We start from the raw sequence: 21,510 nt of genomic DNA on the forward strand, positions 1-21,510 counted from the left end.
CCCGCGGGACCCCCGTGGCTCCCGCGGGCGAGCCGGTCAGCCCACGCGTTGGAACTCGGTGGTCACCTCGTCGCAGGTGGGGGCGTACTCCTCGGTCCCGGGCGCGGTCGCCACGACCTCCCGGTAGCCGACCTCGGCGTCCCCGCCGCGGCTCTCCGCCTCGTCGGCCGCCAGGCCCTCGAGGATGTAGATCGGGATCAGGGCCTGGTGGTCGCAGGCGCGGATGGTCATGTCGCCCTGCCCGAGCGACACCTCCAGGCCCTCCATGCCCTCGCGGAAGGCCTCCGGCGTGTCGTTGCCCTCCTCCACCTGCTGGGCGATGAGGTTGACCGCGTTGTAGGTGTAGACGCCGTAGCCACCCGGCACGGCGCCGTACGCCTCCCGGTAGGCCTCCACGTACTCCTGCACGCCCGCGTCGTCGACGTTCCAGTAGAAGGCGGCCATCGCCCAGGTGCCGTCGATCAGGTCGAAGCCCAGCTCCTGGTCGAAGCTGAGGTCCTCCAGGGTGAAGAAGGTCTTGAACCGGTCGGTCAGGCCGAACTGGTCCGCCTGCCGCAGGAAGCTGACCTGGTCGCGGCCGACGCCGCCGAAGACCAGCACCTGCGCGCCGGAGCCCTCGATCGTCGGGATGTAGGGGTTGAAGTCGGTCGTGCCCAGCGGGAAGTACGCCGTGCCGGCCACCGAGCAGCCGGGCTGCTCGGCGATCGCGGTCTTGTAGCCGGCCTCCTGCTCGTAGCCGAACGCGTAGTCCGGCAGCAGCAGGAAGACGCTCTGGCCGAGCTCGCTGCAGATGAACGGCGCCGCGGCGTTCGTCGTCTGCGACGGGACCGGCGCCAGGTGGTAGGTGACCGCGGGGTCGAAGTTCGGCGGCCGGTTGAGCTGCTCGGTCTGGCAGGCGCCGAGGTACGGGACGCCGGCCTGCGCGGCGATCTGGTTCATGGCCAGCGTGGTGGCCGCCGAGACGCAGCCGGTGAGGAAGTCGACCTGCTCCTCCTGCACCAGGGCCTGGGCCTCGCGCAGCGCCACGTCCGGCTTGAGCTGGTCGTCGCGGACGATGAGCTCGATCGGCCGGTCGCCGATCTGCCCGCCGAGCTGCTCCACCGCGAGCTCCGCGCCGTTGCGCTGCTCCTCACCGAGCTGCACGTAGGCGCCGGTCAGCCCGGTGATCACCCCGATCTTGACCGGCTCGGTGGAGCCTTCCCCACCTCCGCCTCCGCCGCCGCCCCCGGCCACCGTCCCGCCGCAGGCGGCGACCAGGAGCGCCACCCCCGCCAGCATCCCGGCTCTCGCCCGCATGACACCCACCTCTCGCCGTCGACAGGTGGGCGAACACTACGAGCGCGGTGGTGACCTGGGTCTCATGCGCGTGCACATGATCGAGCCGATCCGGCTTGTGGAACGGCACAAGCACAGCTGCGGCCCCGTGCTGTTGCATGCGCGTGGGTGCGGCCGGGTCGCCGTCCCCGCCTCCCCCGACGCCTCCTCCCGAAGGCGAGGACCGCATGCAGATCGGCCTGTTCCACTCCATCCAGTGGCCCGAGGGCAGCGACCAGCGCGACCGGTACGAGCAGGCCCTCACCCAGGCCTGCCACGCCGACGCCGTCGGCTTCGACTCCGTCTGGCTGACCGAGCACCACTTCAGCCGGCACGGCATCGTGTCCGACAGCCTCACCGTGCTCGGGCACCTGGCCGCCCGCACCAGCTCGGTGCGGCTGGGCACCGCGGTGTCGGTCCTCCCGCTGCACCACCCGCTGCGCTTCGCGGAGTCCGCCGCGACGGTCGACCAGCTCAGCAGGGGCCGGCTCGACCTGGGCATCGGCCGCGGCTACCAGCCCGGCGAGTTCCGCGGGTACGGGGTGGACATCGCCGAGAAGCACGACCGCTTCGCCGAGGCCCTCGACGTCCTGCAGCGGGTCTGGTCGGCCGACGGGCCGGTCTCGTACTCCGGGCGGTTCTGGTCGTTCGAGGACGCCTCTCCCCAGCCGCGGCCGGTCCAGCAGCCGCACCCGCCGCTGTGGGTCGCCACCGACAGCCCCGACGGGCTGGCCCAGTGCGCGGCCAACGACTGGGGCGTGCTGCTGCCGCAGGGCACCTCGCTCACGGTCACCGCCGGCCAGGTGAAGCGCTACGCCGAGGCGCTGGAGGGCGTCGGCGCCGGGCTCGCGGACGGCCGGGTGTACCTGGCCCGGGCCGCGCACGTGGCCCCCACCGACGAGCGGGCGTGGAACGAGGCGGAGGGCCCCTACAAGGACTTCCTCGGCTACGCCGACAAGCTCCGGCGCGCGCAGTCCGGCAGCGACCCGGGCGGCCGCAGCCCGTTCGACCTGGACGCCGACCTGCGCGACAGCGCGCTGTTCGGCAGCCCGGACACGGTCCTCTCCCGGCTGCGCGAGATCCGGGAGCTCGGCGTCGAGCGGGTGATGCTCTTCCTGCACTTGGGCGGCCTGCCGCACGAGCGGATCACGTCCTCGCTCGACCTGCTCGCGACCGAGGTCCTCCCCGTGGTCCGGGAGTGGTGACCACCGTGTCCGCGCCGGTGGTCGACGCCCAGGTGCACGTGTGGCTGCCCGAGGCCCCCGACCGGCCGTGGCCGCCCGGGGGCGCGGAGCGGGCGAAGTCCATGCACCGCGCCGAGCCGATCAGCGGCCCGACCCTGCTGCGCGAGATGGACGAGGCCGGCGTCGACCGCGCCGTCCTCGTCCCGCCGTTCTTCGAGGGGTACCGCAACGACTACGCGGTGGCCTGCGCGACGGAGGCGCCGGAGGCCTTCCGCGTCATGGCCAGGGTCGACCTGCGCACCGGCGACCCCGGCCCCGTGCGCGAGCTGCTGCGCGACCCGGTCGTCGCCGGCGTCCGGCTGGTGTTCCTGCCCGCCGACGCCGGCCGGGTGGACGACCCCGGCGCGGAGTGGCTGTGGGAGTTCGCCGAGGCCGAGGACGTGCCGGTGATGCTGCTGGCCTCCGGTCAGCTGCGCGAGCTCGGCGACCTGGCGGAGCGCCGGCCGGGGCTGCGGCTGGCGGTGGACCACCTCGGCCTGACCGGGCAGGCCACCGACGCGGCCGCCGGGCCGGAGATCGAGGAGCTCGCCGGCCTCGCGGGCCTGCCCAACGTGTCGGTGAAGGTGACCGCCGTCCCCTGCTACAGCACCGAGGCCCATCCCTGGCCGGCGATGCACCCGCACCTGCGCCGGCTGTTCGACGCCTACGGCCCCGAGCGGCTGTTCTGGGGCTCGGACCTGTCCCGGCTGCGCGGTTCCTACGCCGACCTGGTCCGGCTCTTCCGCGAGGACCTGGACTTCCTCACCGGGCCGGACGCCGAGGCCGTCCTGGGCGGTAGCGTGCTGCGCTGGCTGGGCTGGCCGGCCTGACCGCCGTCCTGCTCGGCCTGCTCACCGCGCTGCTGTTCGGGACGGCGGCCTACCTCGGGCCGGTCCTCGGCCGGCGGCACCCGCCCGGCGCCGTCCTCGCGGTGGGCCAGGTGTCCGCCGTCGGCGCCGCCGGCCTGCTCGTGGCCGTGCTGGGCGCGCCCCCTCCCTCCGCCGGCGGCATCGCGGCCGGCCTGCTGGCGGGGACGGCCAACGGGCTGGCGCTGCTGGCGATGTTCGAGTGTGCCCAGCACCTGCGGCTGTCGGTCATGGCCCCCATCGGCGCCGCCGGGGGCGCGGTACCCGTCGTGGTGGCGCTGGCCCTCGGCGAGCGCCCGGCACCGTGGCAGCTCGCAGGGATCCCGCTCGCCCTGCTCGGGGTCGTCCTGGTCGCGGCCGGTCAGCGGAGCGGGTCGGGTGCGGACCCGCCCGGTGGCCGCCGCGTGCTGGGCCTGGTGCTCGCCGCGGCGTGGGCGGTCCTCTACGGCGTGTTCCTGAGCCTGTTCGCCGAGGCGGTCGCCGCCGGCGGCCCGGGTCTGGCCGGCGAGATGTGGGCCGTCCTCACCAGCCGCGTGACGCTGCTGGCCACCGTCGTCCTGGTGCCGCTGGCGCGCCGGTCGTCGCTGCGGCTCACGCGGTCGGCGCTGCCCCTGGTCACCCTCAACGGGTTGCTGGTCCTCGGCGGGGTCACCGCCTTCGCGGCGGCCACCTCCGCCGGGCTGGTGAGCGTCGTGTCGGTGCTGGCGACGCTGTCCCCGCTGGTGACGGTGGCGCTGGCCGTCGTCCTGCTGCGGGAGCGGCTGGGCGCCGGGCAGCAGGCGGGGCTGGCAACGGCGACGGCGGGCGTGGTGCTCCTGGCCGCCGGCTGACCCTCACCGGCCGAGCGCGACCGTCCGCCGCTCCTCCGCTGAGCGGGCCAGCGCGGTGGTGAGCTCGACGCTGCGCAGGCCGTCGACGCCCGAGGGGCTGGGATCCTCCCCGCGGAGGACGGCGTCGGCGAAGGCGCTGACGGTCGCGACGAAGGCGCCGTCCGAGGAGACGGAGCGCTCGCTGGTGCCGTTCCGCCCGGCCACGGTGAGGGTGCCGGTCAGGTGCGGCCGGGTGACGTCGCGCCCGAGCATCCGGCCGTCGGTGCCGTGGACGACCAGGTCCTGCTGCGGGTGCGGCAGCGACTGGTCCACGTGGGCGTAGGCGAGGACGCCGCTGTCGAAGCGGAGCACCGCCAGCGCCAGGGTGTCGACCGGGAAGCCCGGCTCGCTGTGCAGCACGGCCGTCGCCTCCACGACCTCCGCGTCGAGCAGGTACCGCAGCAGGTCGTAGGCGTGCACGCCCACGTTGTTCACCACGCCGAGCCCGGCGACGGCGGGGTCGAGGCGCCAGCCCCCGGGCAGCCGCCCCCCGGTCCCCATCTCGACCTCGACCAGGCGGACCTCGCCGATCTCCCCGGCGGCCAGCAGGTCGCGGACCTCGGCCATCCCCTCGTGCCAGCGGGTCTGGAAGGTGACGCCGAGGCCCACCCCGGCGTCCCGGCAGGCGGCCACGGCGCGCTCGGCGTCGGCCACCGTCGTCGCGAGCGGCTTGTCGCAGAGCACGTGCTTGCCCGCCGACGCCGCCGCGACCACCTGCTCGGCGTGCAGGGCGTTGGGGGTGGCGACGTAGACCGCGTCGACGGCGGGGTCGGCGAGCAGCGCCGCGTAGTCGTCGTACGCCGCGGCGGCACCGTGCCGTGCCGCGAAGTCGCGGGCGCGGCCGAGGTCGCGGCTGGCCACGCCGGCGAGGGTGCTGTTGCCGGCGGCCGCGACGGCCGGGGCGATCTCGGTGCCGGCGACCCGGCCGAGGCCGACGATCCCCCACCCGATCCGGTCTGCGTCCGTCACGTCGAGGCCTTCCTGCGGGAGGGTGGGGGCAGCGCCGTGCCGGGGCCGTCGAGCGCCGCGGCGAGGAACCGCTCGGCCGGCACCCCGCGGATGGCGGCGTCGAGCACCTGGACGGTGTGGGCGACCGGCAGGCGCTCGCCGGTGCGTGCCAGCGTGGTGGCGACCTGCATCCAGCACCCGGGGTTGCCCGTCACCATGAGCGCCGCCCCGGTGCTGCGGACGGCGGCGGCCTTCCGCTCCCCCAGCTCGCGGGCCGGCTCGGGGTGCAGCAGGTTGTAGACCCCGGCGCTGCCGCAGCAGATCTCCGCCTCCGGCAGCTCTCGCAGCTCCAGGCCGGGGATCCCGCGGAGCAGGCGGCGCGGCTGGTCGCGGACCCCCTGCGCGTGGGCGAGGTGGCAGGCGTCCTGGTAGGCGACCGTCACCGGGAGCGGGTGCCGGGGCGCCACCGGGCCGAGCTCGTCGAGCAGCTCGGCCACGTCGCGCACCCGCGCCGCCAGCGCCTCGGCGCGGGCGGCCCAGACGGGGTCGTCGCGCAGCTGGTGGGCGTACTCCTTGAGGTTGGACCCGCAGCCGGCGGCGTTGACCACCACGGTGTCCACGCCGGCGTCCTCGAAGGTCGCGATGACGGAGCGGGCGAAGCGGATCGCCTGTTCCTCCCGGCCGCCGTGCGCCGACAGCGCGCCGCAGCAGCCCTGCCCGCGCGGGACGACGACGTCGCACCCCTCGGCCGCGAGCACCCGCACCGTCGCCGCGTTCACGTCGGGGAAGAACGTCCCCTGCACGCAGCCGGCCAGCAGCCCCACCGTGCGGCGGCGCGGTCCCGCGGCCGGCGTCCGGACCGGGAACCGGCCCGCCCGGCCCAGCCGCGGCGCCAGGGACTCCATCGCCTGCAGCGGCGCGGGCAGCCGGGAGATCACGCCGCTGCGGGCGAGCAGCGTGCGCAGCCCGCTCGCCTGGTAGAGCCGCAGCGGCCCGCGGACCGCCCGCAGCCGGCGCGGGTACGGGAACAGCGCGTAGACCGCCCGGCGGACCGCCCGGTCGCGGCGCGGCCGCTCGGCGCGGCGCTCCAGCTGCGCGCGGGTGGCCTCGATGAGCTTGTCGTACTGGACGCCGGAGGGGCAGGCGGTCACGCACGCCATGCAGCCCAGGCACTGGTCGAGGTGGCGGACCGCCGAGTCCTCCAGCGGGTCCCCCGCGAGGCCCTGCTTCATCAGGTCGATGCGCCCGCGCGGGCTGTCCATCTCCTCGCCCCAGAGGACGTAGGTCGGGCAGGTGGGCAGGCAGAAGCCGCAGTGCACGCAGTCACCGGCGAGGTCGGCGTCCGGCGGGTGGTGGTCGTCGAACGCCGGCAGCAGGCCCCGCCCGGCCGGGACGCCGAGGAGGACCGGCGCCGTCCCCACCGTCGCCGCCGCCGCGCTCGCCGCGACCGGCCCGCCCTGCCCGAGGTCCAGCGGCCGGCGGGCGCCCACCACCTCGGCGGCCGCCTGGTCCCCCGCGCGGACCCGGCCCGTCGGGGTGCCCGGCGGCAGGTCCGCTGCCGAGCTCTCGGCCGCCGGGCCGCGGCCCCGCCTCCTCCGCCACCGCATCTACAGACCTCCGACGAAGCGTCCCGGCGACAGCCGCCGGTCGGGGTCGAACCCGTCCTTGACCCGGCGCATGAGGCCGAGGGCGTCGCCCACCGGCCCCCAGTGGTCCACCTCCGCGCGCAGCGGCGGGGGCGCCGACAGCACCACCGCCGTCCCGTCGTGCGCGGCCAGGCCCTGCCGGAGTCGCGCCACCGCGTCGAGGGCCCCGGCGGCGGGGAGGGCGGCGTAGGCCACCCCGGTGCACGCCGACGCGGTGACCGCCGTCCCCGCCGGCAGGAGGTCGAGGGCGGCGGTCAGCGCGGAGGGCGCGAAGGCCAGCCGCAGCCGCAGGTCGGCGTCCGTGCCCGGCCGCCGGCCGAGGCCCTCCGGCGGGACGTCGTGCTCGTCTCCCCCGCCGAGCAGCTCGACCGCCGCCCGGGCCTGGACCGCCACCGACTCGGGGATCGCCTCGAACAGGACGACCAGCCGGGCCGCACCCCCGGCGGTCCCCCCGAGCTCGACCGCGGTCGGGGTCAGCGGCGAGGCGGCCAGCCGCCGGGCCAGGTCGCCGGCCTCGCGGGGGCCGGCGAGCGGCCGGACGACGACCCGGCGGGCCGGCGGGACCGGGTGCAGCCGCCAGGTCGTCGACACCACGACCCCCAGCGAGCCGTGCGCGCCGGTGTAGAGCTTGCCGAGGTCGTAGCCCGCGACGTTCTTGACCACCTTGCCGCCCGCGGCGGCGACGGTGCCGTCGGCGAGCACCACGGTGATGCCGATGAGCAGGTCGCGGACGGTGCCGTAGCGCAGCCGGCGGGGGCCCGAGGCGTTGGCGCTGACCACCCCGCCGAGGGTCGCCCCCTCCTCGGGGGCGTCGACGGCGAGGAACTGGCCGGACTCCGCCAGCCGCGCCTGCAGCAGGGGCAGCCGCGTGCCCGCCTGGGCGACGACGACCAGGTCGCCGGGGGCGTGCTCCACGACCCGGTCCAGCGCCGTCGTGTCGAGCAGCACGTCGCACGAGGTGGGCGGCGCCGCCCACGACGTCTTGGTGCCCGTGCCGACGGGCACGACCGTGCGGCCGTGCGCGGCGGCGTCCCGGAGGACCTCGGCGACCTCGGCGACCGAGGACGGGCGGACCACCTCCCCCGGGACGACGCCGGAGACCGCGTCGTCGGCGGTCCCCGGGCGCCGGGGGGCGGTCGCGACCGGCGCCATCAGAAGACCTCCCCCAGCCCGGCGGCCTGCACCGGGTGCTCGCCGGTGCGCACCCCCGGCCGCTCGCCGCACAGCCGGGGCGTCGGGAAGACCTTGCCCGGGTTGGCCAGGCCCTCGGGGTCGAAGGCGCAGCGCACCCGCTGCATGGTGTCGAGGTCGTCGGCGGTGAACTGCACGGCCATCTTCATCCGTTTCTCGTGGCCGACGCCGTGCTCCCCGGTGATCGACCCGCCCTCGGCCACGCAGAGGTCGAGGATGGCGCCGGCCAGCTCCTCGGCGTCGTGCGCCTGCCCCTCGACGCGGTCGTCGAAGAGCACCAGCGGGTGCAGGTTGCCGTCCCCGGCGTGGAAGACGTTGGCCACCCGGAGCCCGGCCGCGCCGGCCAGCGCGCCGATCCGGTCGAGCACCTGGGGCAGCCGGGTCCGCGGGATGACGCCGTCCTGCACGAAGTAGGCCGGGCTGATCCGCCCGACGGCGGCGAAGGCGGACTTGCGGCCCCGCCACACCAGCGCCCGCTCGGCGTCGTCCGCGGCGATGCGGATCTCGGAGGAGTGCCGCGCCCGGACGATCTCCTCGACCCGCCGGAACTGCGCCTCGACCTCCACCCGCGGCCCGTCGAGCTCGATGACCAGCACCGCCACCGCCCCGGGCGGGTAGCCGCAGTGCACCGCGGCCTCGGCGGCCTCGATGGCGAGGGCGTCCATCATCTCCACCGCGGCCGGGACGATGCCGGCGGCGACGATGTCGCTCACCGCACCGCCGGCGTCCTCGACGCTCGAGAACGCCACCAGCATGGTCTGCACGGCCTCGGGCACCCGGACCAGCCGCAGCGTCACCTCGGTGGCCACGCCGAGGGTGCCCTCGCTGCCGACGAAGACGCCCAGCAGGTCGTACCCGGGGTGCTCGGGGGCCCGGCCGCCCAGGTGCACGACCTCGCCGTCCGGGAGGACCACCTCGGCACCGGTCACGTGGTTGACCGTGAAGCCGTACTTGAGGCAGTGCGCGCCGCCGGAGTTCTCCGCGACGTTGCCGCCGATCGAGCACACCTGCTGCGAGGACGGGTCCGGCGCGTACGCCAGCGCGTGCGGGGCGGCCTCGCGGGTCACCCAGAGGTTGATGACGCCGGGCTCGACGACGGCCCGCTGGTCCTCGGGGTCCACCGACCGGATGGCTCGCAGCCGGGAGAGGACCAGCAGGACGCCGTCGGCCACCGGCAGCGCGCCGCCGGACAGGCCGGTCCCCGAGCCGCGCGCGACGAACGGGACCCCCGCCCTCGCGCACAGCCGCACGGTGTCGACGACGTGCTGCCGGGTCTCGGCGAGGACCACCACCGCCGGGGTGACGCGGAAGTTGGCCAGCCCGTCGCACTCGTAGGTGCGCAGCTGCGCCCGGTCGGTGAGCACCCGCTCCCGCCCGACGGCGGCCACCAGGTCGACGGTGAGCTGCCGGATCCGGTCACCGGGGACCGGGGGGCTGCCGGTCATGGACGTCGCCTCCGTCCGGGCGTGGGTGGGACCTCCCGCACTGTGCCACGCGGACCGGTCCGGGGGCGGGCTCCCCGGCACCGGCCCCGGCACCGGCCCCGGCCCCGGCCCCGGCCCCGGCCCCCTGCAGGATCCCGCCGCGGCCCCGTCCAGAGGCTCGCCGCGAGCCCACGAGGCCCCGTTCCGGGTACCACGCTGAGCCTGCGAAGCGTGGGGGGAACGGGGTCCCTCCAGAGGAGGACGGGGTCCCTCCACAGCGGGGGGCCGGGGGTTCCTCCTAGTACACGACCAGCCCGTTGGACACGTTGAGGTCCTCCCCGGTGATCGCCGCGGCCTGCGGCGAGGCCAGGAAGGCGACCGCGTCGGCGACGTCCTGCGGGCGGACCAGCCGCTTGAGCGCCGCCCCGGAGAGGAAGTCGGCCTTGGCCTGCTCCACGGTGATGCCCCGGGCGAGGGCCTGCTGCTCGAGCACCCACTCGATCCGGGCGCCCTCCACCGGGCCCGGCGAGATGAGGTTGACGCGGACCCCGGCGCCGCCCAGCTCGACGGCGAGGGTGCGCACCAGGCCGATGAGCGCGGTCTTCGACGCGGCGTAGGGCGTGCGGTTGACCAGCGGACGCTTGCCGGTCATCGAGCCGATGACCACCACCGAGCCGGACCCCCGGGCGACCATGCCGGGGAGGAACGCCTTGCAGGCCAGCATCGTGCCGGTGACGTTGACCCGGAAGGTGTCCTCCCACTCGTCGAGCGGCATCTCCAGCAGCGGCGCGCTCGGCCCCCCGACCCCGCTGTTGTTGACCAGCACGTCCACGCGGCCGAACTCGGCGTCCGCGGCCTTGGCGGCGGCGGTGATCGAGTCCGGGTCGCGCAGGTCCATCGCCACCGGCAGCGCCCGCCGCCCGGCGGCCCGGATCTGCTCGGCGACGTCCTCCATGGCCTCCGTCGAGCGCCCGGTCAGGACGACGTCGGCCCCGTCTGCGGCCAGCCGCAGCGAGATCGCCCGGCCGATGCCGGTGCCCGCGCCGGTCACCGCGGCCACCTGGCCCTCGAGGAGCCCGTGCACGGCCCGCGTCACTTGACCGCGATCGCGTTCACGGGCGAGCCGGCCGCCCCGGTGATCGGCAGCGGGGCCGCGGACAGCAGGAACTCGTACACGCCGTCGGCGGCGCAGTCCTCGCCGATGGCCTGCAGGTCCCAGATCTCGCCGAACGGGATGCCCATGTGCACCAGCGCGACGATGTGCAGGGGCTGGAAGAGGTCGACCTCGTTGGGCCGCACCTCGCAGCCCCACGTGTCGGTGGCGATCGCCGCCACGTCGTGCTCGTACAGCCACGGCGCGGTGTGCAGCGACAGGCCGGGTGCGGCGCCGCCGTTGTAGTCGCCCCAGTCGCCGCGCCGGGTCTCGGTCATCCCGGTCCGCACGATGACCGCGTCCCCGGTGCGGACCTCCACGCCCTGGGCCGCGGCCGTGGCGTCGAGGTCCTCGACGGTGATCGCGTACCCCGGCTCCAGGCAGTCGACGCCCTTGTGCCGGGCGACGTCGAGCAGCACCCCGCGCATCACGAACCGCTCCTTGGCGACCTGGATGCCGCAGGTCGAGGCCCCCTTGGCGGTGACGTTGCCGGCGTCGAAGCCGTTGTACATCCGCCCCTTCCAGAAGATGTGCGCCAGCCCGTCCCACTGGCTGCCCGACTGGTTGGGGGTCACCAGGACGTCGTCGGAGAAGCCGAAACCCTTCGACGGGCCGAACCCGCCGGGCAGCGGGTCCTGCTTGCCGGCCAGGTAGTCGGTGCCGGTCGCGGTCATCATGTTCAGCGGGTTGGCGCGGAAGCCGCCCGACTGCGGGCCGTTGAGGTCCAGCGGCAGTCCCATCGAGACCACCTTGCCCTGGCGGACCAGCCGGGCGGCCGCGACGACCTGTTCCGGGCCGACGTGGTTGAGCGCCCCGAGCTGGTCGTCCTCCCCCCACCGGCCCCAGTTCGAGAACTTGCCGATGTAGTCGCGGATGAGGTCGTCTCCCCGGAAGGGCACGTCATCGGCCGGCGAGCTGGCCATGGTTCCTCCTGACCTGGTGGGTGGACGCGCCCCGGGGCTGGGACGCGGGGTCGGCACGGGTCACCGCACGGGCATGTCCGCGGAGTCGCCCGGAGCGCGGAGCCCGAAGGTGAGCGACGGGTCGCCCGGGACCCAGTCGCTGCGGAACTGCGCGCCCTCGCCGAGGTCGCGGGTGCGGGCGAGCAGCGCGCGGCCGAGGTCGAGCTGGGCCGGCTCCCACAGCCGCAGCGCCTCGGGGACGTCGCCGCCGGCGCGCAGCAGGGCCGCCGCGAGGGCCCACACGTCGTCGGCCCCCTTGGCGGTGGCCGCGGCCGCGTGCGGCCGGACGGCGAACGCGGCGTCGCCGACCAGCGCGACCCGGCCGAACGCCATCCGCGGCACCTCGACGTCGACCATGACCTGGAGGAAGGGCGCTCCCGCCTTGGCGGCCACCTCGGCCAGGGGCGGCGGCAGCTGGGCGCGCGCGGTGTCGCGGAAGTCGGCGAGGTGCTCGTCGCGGACCGCGCCGGGCGGGAGGGAGACGTCGCGCTGCTTGCCGGTGCGGTCGGTGAGCAGGTCGGCCAGCGCCGCGCCCTCGGGGACGTTGCGGTACCAGACCAGGTTCATCAGCCGGCGTCCCGGCTCGACCGCGCCGTCGTAGTTCGGGATCGGGTAGGTGAGCGCGTGGCTGTGCGGGCGGACGTAGTAGGTGAGCGAGTCGTCGAGCGCGGCGAACGTCCCAGGGGTCAGGTCGCGCTCGTCCACGACGCCGCGCCAGGCCACGTAGCCGCCGTAGCGCTGCTCGACCCCGGGCAGCATCGTGCGGCGGGTGAACGAGGAGACGCCGTCGGCCCCGACCAGCAGGTCGCAGGTGGCGGTCCGGCCGTCGGCGAAGGCGACCTGCACCTCCTCGCGGGTCTGCCGGATGCCGGTCGCCTCCGAGTCGAGGTGGTAGCGGTCGCGGCCGAACGCGCCCAGCAGCGTGCCGTAGAGCGTGTTGTAGCCGGTGAAGTGGTGCCGGCGGGCGTCCGCGGTGAGCACCGACCCGTCGTCGGCGAGGTAGCGGTGCCAGGACGCCGACGTGCTCACCGCCGAGAGGTCCAGCAGCCGGTTCTCCAGCAGGTACCGCACCGTCGTCGGGTGCAGCACGATGCCCACGCCGCGGCCCTCCAGCGGCGAGCGCGAGCGCTCGTAGACGTCGACGTCGCAGCCGATGTCGCGGAACACCAGCGCGGTGGTGAGCCCGATCAGCGAGCCGCCGAGCACGCCCACCCGCAGCGGCCGGTCACCGGGCAGCCGGCCGGTCACCGGTGCACCGGCCGGGGGGACGTCGGCAGCACGGCGGCCTCCTCACCCGGGCGCGGGACCCCACCCCCGCACGCTGGATCGTGCTCTGGGTCACGTGTAGCGTCCCGGCCGCCGTCGGTGGAGGGAGGAACCCGGTGCTCGACGCGGCCGACCCCGCGCTCACCGGCCGCGAGCTCCTGCCCGCGTGGGTGCGGGAACTGGCCGCCGACGTCGACCTGGCCGCCCTGTGCGAACGGGTCGTGGCCCGCGACGTCGCCGTGGCCTTCCCCGACCTCGCCGACGACGCCGGCTTCGCCGAGCACCTGCGGGCCAGCGTGCGGGAGAACCTGCAGTTGCTGCAGCAGGTGCTCTGCGGCCGGCTGCCGCTGGACGCGGTCCGCCTGGAGCAGCCGCTGGTCTTCGCCCGGGTGCAGGCGGAGCTGCGGATCCCGCAGACCGCGCTGCAGCGCTCCTACCGCGTGGGGTTCGCCGAGATGTGGCAGGCCTGGGCCGACCGGCTGCAGGAGGTCGCCGAGGCCGCCGACGTCCCCCGTGCCGAGGCCGTGCGCGCCCTGGCGCAGCTGACCGTCGCGATCTTCGACTACCAGGACCACGTCGCCTCGCTGGTCGCGGAGAACCACGCGCGGGTGGACGAGGCGCTCAGCCGCACCCGCGCGCACGTCCGCCAGGGGCTGGTGCGGGAGATCCTGCGCGGCGACCGGACCTCGCTGGCCCCCTCCGACCTCATCACCCTCGACCACGACCTCGGCGGGGAGCACGTCGTCGTGCTGCTGCCGTCGGTGGCCGAGGGCGCGGCCGGCAGCCTGATGACCGGGGTGCGCGCTCGCACCGGCGTCCGCTCGACCCTGGTGCACCCGGTCGACCTGAGCCGCACGGCGGTCTGGCTGACCGTGCCCGGCTGGACCCGGGACGGGCGGGGGCGGCTGCTCGCCGCGCTGGCCGACGCCGGCGTGGAGGCGTCGGTCTCCGAGCCGCTGGCCGGCCTGGCCGGGTTCCGGGAGGCCTACGCGCAGGCCCACGACGTCGAGCGGGTGCGCGCGGCGTGGGGCCGCGCCACCGCCCCGCGCGTGCTCGAGCACGCCGACGTGGCGCTCGAGATCCTGCTCATGCGCGACCCCGAGCGGGCCCGCCGCTTCGTGCGCACCGAGCTCGGCCCGCTGGCCGAGGACACCGCCGAGGCCGCCCGGCTGCGGGAGACGCTCGAGGCCTCCTTCCGGCTGGGCAGCCACGTGGCCACGGCCGAGCACCTCCAGCTGCACGAGCACACCGTCCGCAACCGGCTGCACCGGGCGGAGGAGCACCTCGGCCACCCGCTGTCGGAGCGACGCACCGAGCTGCAGGTGGCCCTGCGGCTGCAGCGGCTGCTCTCCTAGCGACACCCCGCTCACTGGCCGGCCAGCCGCTGGAGGACGCCGAACACGCAGGCGGTGTCCTGGGTGAGCCGGTCCTGGGCGACCGCGGCCTCGTAGAGCACGCGGGTGGCCGCGAACAGCGGCGTAGGGCTGGCCACGTCGTGCGCGAACTCCGCGATCAGCCCGTTGTCCTTCTGCATCGTGGCGACGGTCGCCGTGGCCGGCTCGTACCGCCCGGTCGCCATGAGCGGGCCGCGCACCTGCAGCATCCGGGAGCCGCCGGCGCCGTCCCCCACAGCGGTGAGCACCTGCTCCAGGTCCAGCCCGGCCCGTTGCGCGAGCAGCAGCGCCTCCGCGGCTGCGGCGTTGTGCACCGCCACCAGCAGGTTGGCCACCAGCTTCATGGCGGTGCCCTGGCCGAAGGCGCCGAGGTCGTACTGCGCCCGGGTGAAGGCCTCGAGCACCGGCCGCGCCCGGGCCTTGGCCTCGTCGTCCCCGCTGAGGTAGGCGATCAGGTCGCCCTCGCGGGCCTGCTGGCCGGTGCCGCTCATCGGGCAGTCCAGCAGGGTGGCGCCGAAGGCCCGCGCGCGCTCGGCGCCCTCGCGCTTGGTCGCCGGCGACAGCGTGCTGGTCTCCACCACCACCATCCCCGGCCCCGCGCCGGCGGACATCTCGTCCAGCACGGCGAGCAGGGCGGCGGCGCTGGGCAGCGAGGTCACCACGACCGAGGCGCCGCGGGCCACCTCGGCCGGGCCGGCGCAGACCGTGCCGCCGCGCTGCTCGTGCTCGGCCCGGCGGACGGGGTCGGGGTCGAAGCCCAGGACGGGGTACCCGGCGGCGAGCAGGTGCCCGCTCATCGCCGAGCCCATGACGCCGAGCCCGAGGAACCCGACCGGGTCGCGGCTCACCGGTCCGCTCCGTCCCGGAGGAAGCCGGTGAGGGCCTCGACGAACGCGTCGCGCTGCTCCAGCACCCCGGCGTGCCGGGCCGGGGACAGCCACACCAGCCGGGCGTCGGACAGCGTGGCGGCCAGCTCGCGGGCGGCCGCGGTGAACGGCGGGGCGTCGTCCTCCCCGCAGACGACCAGCGTGGGTGCGGTGATCTTCCCGACGAGGCCGGTCAGGTCCACCTCCTCCAGCGCGGCGCACGCGGCGGCGTAGCCCCGCGGGTCGGCGTCGAGGAGGGTCCGCCGGACACGCTCGACGGGCGGGCCGCCCGCCGTGAGCGTGTCGGCGGTGAACCACAGCGACAGCGTCGGGTCGACGAAGGGCGTCATCCCCTGCTCGGGCGCGGCCGCCGCCCGGTCGCGCCACTGCTGCTTGAGCGGCGGCGGGTAGACCGCGACGGCGTCGACCACGACCAGCCGGCGGACCAGCTCGGGCCGGCAGGCGGCCAGGCGCTGGGCGACCAGCCCGCCGAGGGAGACGCCGACGACGTCGGCCGGGACGGCGCCGGCCTCGGTGAGCAGCGCCGCGGCCTGGTCGGTGAGGTCCTCGACGGTGTAGGGCTGCTCGGGCACCGGCGTCCGCCCGTGGCCGGGGAGGTCGTAGGTGAGCACCTCCGCCCCGGTCAGCGCGGGGACGACGTCGTCCCAGAAGCTCGCGTCGACGCCCAGCGGGTGGAGCAGGAGGACCGGCGGGCCCTCCCCGGTCCGGTGCAGGACCGGGCTCGGCAGCGGGCTCACCGCCGCACTCCGTCGGCGGCGAGGGCGGGCAGGATCGAGCCGCCGGGCACGGGGGTGCGGGCCACGTTCATGACCATGGCCAGGGTCGTGTAGTACCCGGCGGCGCCGACCACCTCGACCACCCCGTCGTCACCCAGGTGCTCCAGCGCCCGGGCCCAGGTGTCGTCGCCGACCCGCTTGGTCCGGTGCAGCTCGTCGAGCAGGTCCCACACCGCCTCGGCGGCCGGGTCCATGCCCTCGGGGCGCCTGCCCTCACCGATGGCGTCGGCGACCGCCGGGTCCAGGCCGGCCTGCAGGGCCAGCGGGTGGTGGTAGCTCCACTCGAAGTCCTGGTCCCACCAGCGGGAGACGAACAGGATCGTCATCTCGAACAGCCGGCGGTCCAGCGGGCTGGTCCAGCGCAGGTGCTCGCCGACCTTCTGCAGCCGGGTCATCAGCTCGGGGCTGCGCAGCAGCGGCGCGAACGGGCCGATGACCGCGCCGCGCGGGCCCGAGCTGATCTCGGCGACCGCCGCGCGCTGGGCGTCGGTCAGCTCCTCGTCGGGGGGCAGGGGCAGCCGGTCCTTCCCCACCGTCAGCGCCCCCCGTCGGCCGGGACGGGCCCGTCGTCGGCGCCCAGCGCCTCGTTGACCCGCGGCATGACCTTGGTGGCCATGAGCTCCATCGACCGCCGGGCCAGGTCGGGGTCGACCCAGTCCAGGCCGGCGTAGACCAGCTCGCCGAACTCCCCGGTCTGCTCACGCAGCGCCAGGACCTGGTCAGCCACCGAGTCGGGGGTCCCGCAGATGACCAGGTCGCGCAGGACGCCCTCGAGGGTGACCTCCTCGTCGGGCTGCTCGCGGGAGGTCTTGAACAGCGCCAGGCGGCCCAGCGACCGCATCTTGCCCAGCATCTTCCCGTAGTAGTAGCGGTACGGGCTGTTCGCGTCGGCCCGCCCGTAGGCCTCGGCGACGTCGGCGTCGTCGGCGACGAAGACCGTGCGCGCGACCCGCCAGTCCGCCGGCGAGGCGGGAGCGCCGACCGACTCCTTGCCCTGCACGTAGTTCGGCCAGTGCGTGGCCACCCACTGCGGCAGCAGGAAGTTCGCCGACAGCGGGTGGAAGTCCTTGGCCCCCATCGCGATGACGCCCTTGGAGAACGGCGCGACGACGGTGCCGACCACCTCCGGCCGGGGCTGCTGCAGCGGCTTGCCGACGATCCCCACGCCCACGTCGCCGTCGAAGGTGTTGGCGGTGCTGACGGTGAACCGGTTGTCCGGGAAGTCGATGTCGTAGGGCGGCTCCCGCTCCCACAGCGCCGTGATGACGTCGATGGCCTCGGCGAAGATCTGGTTGCGGTCCTCCTTGAGGATGCCGAGCAGCTCCGCGTCCGAGGGCAGCGCGCCCGGGCTGACGCCGAGGATGAACCGGCCGCCGGCGAGGTGGTCGAACATCGCGCTGTTCACGGCCACCAGCGCGGGGTGCATGTGCGAGAGGTTCGTCGTCCCGGTGGCCAGCCGGATCCGCTGCGTCTCCGGGATGAGGGTGGCGAGGAAGACCAGGCTGTTGGTGATGTTCTCGTGCCGGTCGGTGAGGTGCTCGCCGATGAACGCGTCGTGGAAGCCGAGCCGGTCGGCCAGGATGACCGCCTCGCGGTCCTCCCGCAGCGTCTCGGCCCAGGTGCGCCCCTGCGGGTGCATCGGCATGGCGAAGTAGCCCAGTCTCACGACGTCTCCTCGGGGGCTCGGCCGGTGGACGGGAGCCAGTCAAGGCCCCGGACCGGTCGCCGGGCAGTGTCGGGACCGGACAAGTTGACCGCCGGTGGATGACGGCGGACGTGAGTCGGGGCGGCGCGGTGACGGTCTCCGGCATCCCGGCCGCGTCCGGGTGACGCGCTCCGCCATCCCGCCGGGGCGGCCGCGCCGTTCTACTCGGACCAGGTCCGCGCCCGCCCGGGGTGCGGCACGGCCTCCCGAGGAGGTCCCGCGTGACGACCCCCGAGCAGGCGGCTCCGCCCGCGTTCGACCCCCAGCGGTTCCGGCACGTCGTCGGGCACTTGGCCAGCGGCGTGACCCTGGTGACCACCCGCACCGGAGAGGGCGCGTTCGGCATGACGGCGAGCTCGGTGACCTCCCTGTCGCTGGACCCGCCGATGATGCTGGCCTGCCTCAACAACTCCTCGGCCACCTGCGCCGCGGTCGCCGAGGCCGGCGCCTACGGCGTCAACGTGCTCGGCCAGGGCCAGGGCCACCTGGCCCAGCAGTTCGCCACCCCGTCGGCGGACAAGTTCTCCGGCGTGCAGGTGGCCGAGGGCGTCACCGGCGTGCCGCTGCTGACCGAGGCCCTCGCGCGGATCGAGTGCGAGGTGGTCGAGCAGGTCAGCGCCGCGACCCACACGATCTTCCTCGGCCGGGTCCGCCAGGCCGAGGCCGACGAGGGCGCGCCGCTGACCTACTTCCGCGGCGGCTTCGGCCGGTTCGAGTTCGCCCGGGACGACGCGGTCTACCTGCGCGCCCGCCAGCAGGTGCTCGAGCGCCGGTACGCCGCCGACACCGTGCTGCTGCTCGACGACCTGGCCTACTCGCTGGACGTGGACAAGCCGGCGGCGTTCTACGCGCTCACCCGGCTGGCCGCCGAGGGGCTGGTGCGCCGTGACCCGGAGCGCGGCTACGTCGTCGTCCCGTTCACCGCGCGGACCTCCGACGAGACCTTCGACGCCCGCTGCGCCATCGAGCTCGGCGTCCTCGACATGGTCTGCGGCCGGGTGCCCGAGGCGGAGCTGGCGGAGCTGCGGCACCGGTTCGAGGCCATGGCCGCGCTCCTCGTGGGCGAGCGCTTCGTCGACTTCGACGGCTACCTCGACGCCAACTACGCCTACCACGAGACGCTGGTCTCCCTGGCCCACAGCGCCGCGCTGACGACGGCGTTCAGCCAGCTGCACATCCGGTCGGTGATGACCCGCAGCTTCGGCGCGACGCCGGTGACCTCGCAGAGTTTCATCGAGGCCCAGCGCGGGATCACCGAGGGCCTGGAGCGCGGCGACGCCGAGACGGCGCGGGCCGCGGTGTACCGCTACACCGACCTGGCCAAGCAGCGCGTGCGCGAGATCCTCGAGCAGACCGGCGGCCGGCTCTGAGCCGGCCTGGCCTACGTGGGCCCGCCCGGCGCCGCGCCCCGGGCGGTCACGGTGGTCCGCACGGTCGCCGCGTCGGCGCCCCCGGCGAGGAGCGTCCACAGCAGCAGCCGCGCCTTGCGCGGGTCGAGCCACCCCGCGGGCAGGACGCCGCGGCCGATGAGGTCCTGCTCGCTGCCGACGAACCCGTAGGTGCCGTGCAGCACCGGCCCCCCGCCGGTGCGGGTCGCGAGCACCACGGGGCAGCGCCCCGTCACCGCGCCCACCACCTCGGCCGCGGCCGCCGACAGGTGCCCGGCGCCGAAGGCCGCGAGCACGACGCCGTCCCACCCCGCCTCGGCGACCAGCGAGAGCAGCTCGCCCCGGTCGCCGAGGGAGGTCTCGAGGAGGGCCACCCGCGGGTCGCGGCCCTCCTGCGGGCGGGGCAGCGCCGGCCACCGCGCCGTCCGCCCGGCGAAGGTCACCGTGCGCTCGTGCACCCGGCCGAGCGGGCCGAACGCGCCGGAGGTGAAGGCCTGCAGCGCGGTGCTGTCGGTCTTGCGCACCCGCGCGGCGGCGTGCACCTCGTCGGCGAACACCACCAGCGCGCCGCGGTCCCGGGCGCCGGGGTCGGCCGCGACGCGGACGGCGGCGAGCAGGTTGGCCGGGCCGTCGGCACCGGCCGAGGACGGGTGCCGCATCGCGCCGGTCACGACGACCGGCTCCGGGCGGTCCCAGAGCAGGTCGAGCAGGTAGGCCGTCTCCTCGATCGTGTCGGTGCCCTGGACGAGGACGACGCCGGCCGCACCCGCGGCCACCTGTGCCCCGCCCCAGTCCGCGGCGGCGACCACGTCGGCCGGGGTGAGCCAGGCGCCGGGCACGGTCTGCAGGGTGGCGGCGGCGATGCCGGCAACCTCGGCGAGGCCCGGGACGCCGCCCGTCAGGTCGTCCGCGGTCAGCGCCGGCTGCACCCCGACGCCCGCCGCGGGTGCGGTCATCGTGATCGTGCCGCCGAGCGACCCCACGGCCACCAGCGGCCGCCCCGCCGAGCTCCCCATGCCCCTGCCCTCCCCGTGTCGGCGCCGGTCGGCGACCGGCCGGCCCACCGTAGGGCCCACCCCGTTGGAGAGGACCGCTGATGGCCGATCTGGACCTGCTCGTCGCGGGCGGCACCGTCGTCACGCCGTCCGGCCGCCGCCGCGCCCACGTCGGCGTCCGGGACGGCGTCGTCGTGCACGTCGGCCCGCCGGTGGCCGCGGGCGCGCCGACCGCCGCGCGCACCGTGGACGCCGCCGGCCTGGTCGTGCTGCCCGGGGGGATCGACACCCACGTGCACCTCATGGACCCGGGCAGTCCCGAGCGCGAGGACTTCCCGACCGGCACCGCGGCGGCCGCCGCCGCGGGGGTCACCACGATCGTGGAGCACACCCACGGCGCACCGGTCCGCACCGTCGACGACCTCCGCGACAAGACGGCGTACCTGCGGGAGCGGTCCGAGGTCGACTTCGGCCTGGCCGCGCACGCCTGGCCGGGGTCGACCGGGGAGGTCGGCGCGCTGTGGGCGGCGGGCGTGACGTTCTTCAAGGTGTTCACCTGCACCACCCACGGGGTGCCCGGGCACGACCCGGCCCGACTCAAGGAGCACCTGGAGGCGACCGCCCGGGCCGGGGCGGTCAGCCTGCTGCACTGCGAGGACGAGTCGCTGACCGGCGCGGCCGAGGCGCTGCTGCGCGCCGAGGGCCGCACCGACGGCGGCCTGCTCCCCGAGTGGCGCAACCGGGACGCCGAGCTGGTCGCCGCCGCGGTCGCGGCGCTGCTCGTCCGCCGCACCGGCGCCCGGGCGACCGTGGCCCACGTCAGCAACCCCGAGGTCGCCGCGTACCTGTCGGCCGAGCGCGCCCGCGGGGCCGGGCTGGCCGCCGAGGGCTGCCCGCAGTACTTCCTGCTGCGCGAGGACGAGGTGCTCGACGCGGGCGCCCTGCGCAAGTTCACCCCGCCGGCCCGGGCCCGCACCGACGAGGACGAGGCCGAGATGTGGCGGCTGCTGCGGGCCGGCGTCCTCACCCACATGTCCAGCGACCACGCGCCGTCCACGCTGGAGCAGAAGCGCGCCGGCGACACCTGGAACGTGCACTTCGGCCTCCCGGGCCTGGACAGCACGATGCAGTTGCTGCTGGACGCCGTCGCCCGGGGCCACCTCGCGTACGAGGACGTCGCCCGCGTCTACGCCGAGCAGCCCGCCCGGACCTACGGCCTGTGGCCGCGCAAGGGCCGCATCGCGCCGGGCGCGGACGCCGACCTGGTCCTGGTCGACCCCGGCGGCCGGCGGACGCTCCGGGACGCCGACGTGCTGTCGAAGGCCGGGTGGACGCCGTACGACGGCCGGGCCGTGCAGGGGCGGGTGGTGCAGACCTGGCTGCACGGGGAGCTCGTCGCCGTGGAAGGCCGCCCCGTTCGCGGGCGCCGCGGCCGCTTCGTCCCCGGCCCGGGCGCGGGCCCCGCCTGAGCCTTGCCCTCGCAGCCGTTCGGACCTATGGTCG

General features: G+C 75.9%; 19 protein-coding genes. 6 read left to right on the forward strand and 13 right to left on the reverse strand.

What is annotated here, in order from left to right; translation table 11 throughout:
* Positions 1-36: 36 nt before the first annotated feature.
* Positions 37-1,296 carry an ABC transporter substrate-binding protein gene (locus tag ACI782_RS18885; RefSeq protein ID WP_456911617.1) on the reverse strand — a complete coding sequence of 420 codons (1,260 nt, stop codon included), beginning with the start codon at positions 1,294-1,296 and terminating at the stop codon, positions 37-39.
* Positions 1,297-1,502: 206 nt separating this feature from the next.
* Here ACI782_RS18885 and ACI782_RS18890 point away from each other — a divergent pair, with 206 nt between their 5' ends.
* The 3 genes from ACI782_RS18890 to ACI782_RS18900 all read left to right on the forward strand — a co-directional run bounded on the left by ACI782_RS18890 (position 1,503) and on the right by ACI782_RS18900 (position 4,233).
* The gene (locus ACI782_RS18890) at positions 1,503-2,519 is read left to right on the forward strand and encodes an LLM class flavin-dependent oxidoreductase (RefSeq protein ID WP_456911618.1); all 1,017 of its coding nucleotides are present in this window, start codon (positions 1,503-1,505) and stop codon (positions 2,517-2,519) included.
* Positions 2,516-3,367: an amidohydrolase family protein gene (locus ACI782_RS18895; protein WP_456911619.1), complete on the forward strand. Its 852-nt coding sequence runs from the start codon at positions 2,516-2,518 to the stop codon at positions 3,365-3,367. The genes ACI782_RS18890 and ACI782_RS18895 overlap by 4 nt, the downstream gene beginning before the upstream one ends.
* Positions 3,368-3,477: 110 nt before the next feature.
* Complete coding sequence (locus tag ACI782_RS18900; RefSeq protein WP_456911620.1) at positions 3,478-4,233, forward strand: hypothetical protein; 756 nt, start codon at positions 3,478-3,480, stop codon at positions 4,231-4,233.
* Between the two features lie 3 nt (positions 4,234-4,236).
* Here the strand turns inward: ACI782_RS18900 and ACI782_RS18905 are convergent, their stop codons facing one another.
* From ACI782_RS18905 to ACI782_RS18935, 7 genes are all read right to left on the reverse strand, one after another.
* Positions 4,237-5,241, reverse strand: a complete 1,005-nt coding sequence (locus ACI782_RS18905; protein ID WP_456911621.1) for a Gfo/Idh/MocA family protein — start codon at positions 5,239-5,241, stop codon at positions 4,237-4,239.
* Complete coding sequence (locus ACI782_RS18910; RefSeq protein WP_456911622.1) at positions 5,238-6,827, reverse strand: (Fe-S)-binding protein; 1,590 nt, start codon at positions 6,825-6,827, stop codon at positions 5,238-5,240. Before ACI782_RS18910 ends, ACI782_RS18905 begins: the two co-directional genes overlap by 4 nt.
* Positions 6,828-8,018: an FAD-binding oxidoreductase gene (locus ACI782_RS18915; protein WP_456911623.1), complete on the reverse strand. Its 1,191-nt coding sequence runs from the start codon at positions 8,016-8,018 to the stop codon at positions 6,828-6,830.
* On the reverse strand, positions 8,018-9,502 hold the full coding sequence (locus tag ACI782_RS18920) for an FAD-linked oxidase C-terminal domain-containing protein (protein WP_456911624.1): 1,485 nt from the start codon (positions 9,500-9,502) through the stop codon (positions 8,018-8,020). The genes ACI782_RS18915 and ACI782_RS18920 overlap by 1 nt, the downstream gene beginning before the upstream one ends.
* Positions 9,503-9,779: 277 nt before the next feature.
* On the reverse strand, positions 9,780-10,577 hold the full coding sequence (locus ACI782_RS18925; RefSeq protein ID WP_456911625.1) for an SDR family NAD(P)-dependent oxidoreductase: 798 nt from the start codon (positions 10,575-10,577) through the stop codon (positions 9,780-9,782).
* Entirely contained in the window at positions 10,574-11,557 is a 984-nt protein-coding gene (locus tag ACI782_RS18930) for a cyclase family protein (RefSeq protein ID WP_456911626.1), read from the reverse strand. The genes ACI782_RS18925 and ACI782_RS18930 overlap by 4 nt, the downstream gene beginning before the upstream one ends.
* A gap of 60 nt (positions 11,558-11,617) precedes the next feature.
* Positions 11,618-12,844 carry an FAD binding domain-containing protein gene (locus ACI782_RS18935; RefSeq protein ID WP_456911627.1) on the reverse strand — a complete coding sequence of 409 codons (1,227 nt, stop codon included), beginning with the start codon at positions 12,842-12,844 and terminating at the stop codon, positions 11,618-11,620.
* 134 nt (positions 12,845-12,978) lie between these two features.
* Between ACI782_RS18935 and ACI782_RS18940 the strand changes: the two genes are divergently transcribed.
* On the forward strand, positions 12,979-14,217 hold the full coding sequence (locus ACI782_RS18940) for a PucR family transcriptional regulator (RefSeq protein WP_456911628.1): 1,239 nt from the start codon (positions 12,979-12,981) through the stop codon (positions 14,215-14,217).
* 11 nt (positions 14,218-14,228) lie between these two features.
* On the opposite strand, the gene ACI782_RS18945 is transcribed toward ACI782_RS18940, so the two are convergent.
* From ACI782_RS18945 to ACI782_RS18960, 4 genes are read right to left on the reverse strand one after another with little or no spacing between them, the layout of a single operon-like run.
* Positions 14,229-15,104 carry an NAD(P)-dependent oxidoreductase gene (locus ACI782_RS18945; protein WP_456911629.1) on the reverse strand — a complete coding sequence of 292 codons (876 nt, stop codon included), beginning with the start codon at positions 15,102-15,104 and terminating at the stop codon, positions 14,229-14,231.
* Positions 15,101-15,880 carry an alpha/beta fold hydrolase gene (locus ACI782_RS18950; protein WP_456911630.1) on the reverse strand — a complete coding sequence of 260 codons (780 nt, stop codon included), beginning with the start codon at positions 15,878-15,880 and terminating at the stop codon, positions 15,101-15,103. Before ACI782_RS18950 ends, ACI782_RS18945 begins: the two co-directional genes overlap by 4 nt.
* Positions 15,877-16,452 carry a carboxymuconolactone decarboxylase family protein gene (locus ACI782_RS18955; protein ID WP_456911631.1) on the reverse strand — a complete coding sequence of 192 codons (576 nt, stop codon included), beginning with the start codon at positions 16,450-16,452 and terminating at the stop codon, positions 15,877-15,879. Before ACI782_RS18955 ends, ACI782_RS18950 begins: the two co-directional genes overlap by 4 nt.
* A 2-nt stretch (positions 16,453-16,454) precedes the next feature.
* On the reverse strand, positions 16,455-17,585 hold the full coding sequence (locus ACI782_RS18960; RefSeq protein WP_456911632.1) for an LLM class flavin-dependent oxidoreductase: 1,131 nt from the start codon (positions 17,583-17,585) through the stop codon (positions 16,455-16,457).
* A gap of 260 nt (positions 17,586-17,845) precedes the next feature.
* On the opposite strand from ACI782_RS18960, the gene ACI782_RS18965 reads away from it, so the two are divergent.
* A complete protein-coding gene (locus tag ACI782_RS18965) occupies positions 17,846-18,994 on the forward strand; it encodes a flavin reductase (RefSeq protein ID WP_456911633.1) in 1,149 nt (382 codons plus the stop codon).
* Positions 18,995-19,005: 11 nt separating this feature from the next.
* On the opposite strand, the gene ACI782_RS18970 is transcribed toward ACI782_RS18965, so the two are convergent.
* Positions 19,006-20,028, reverse strand: coding sequence for an asparaginase (locus ACI782_RS18970; protein WP_456911634.1), 1,023 nt, complete (start codon positions 20,026-20,028; stop codon positions 19,006-19,008).
* A gap of 80 nt (positions 20,029-20,108) precedes the next feature.
* Here ACI782_RS18970 and ACI782_RS18975 point away from each other — a divergent pair, with 80 nt between their 5' ends.
* Positions 20,109-21,476, forward strand: a complete 1,368-nt coding sequence (locus tag ACI782_RS18975; RefSeq protein WP_456911635.1) for a dihydroorotase — start codon at positions 20,109-20,111, stop codon at positions 21,474-21,476.
* The last annotated feature ends 34 nt before the right edge of the window (positions 21,477-21,510 follow it).

It is taken from the genome of Geodermatophilus sp. SYSU D00703, assembly GCF_054050155.1.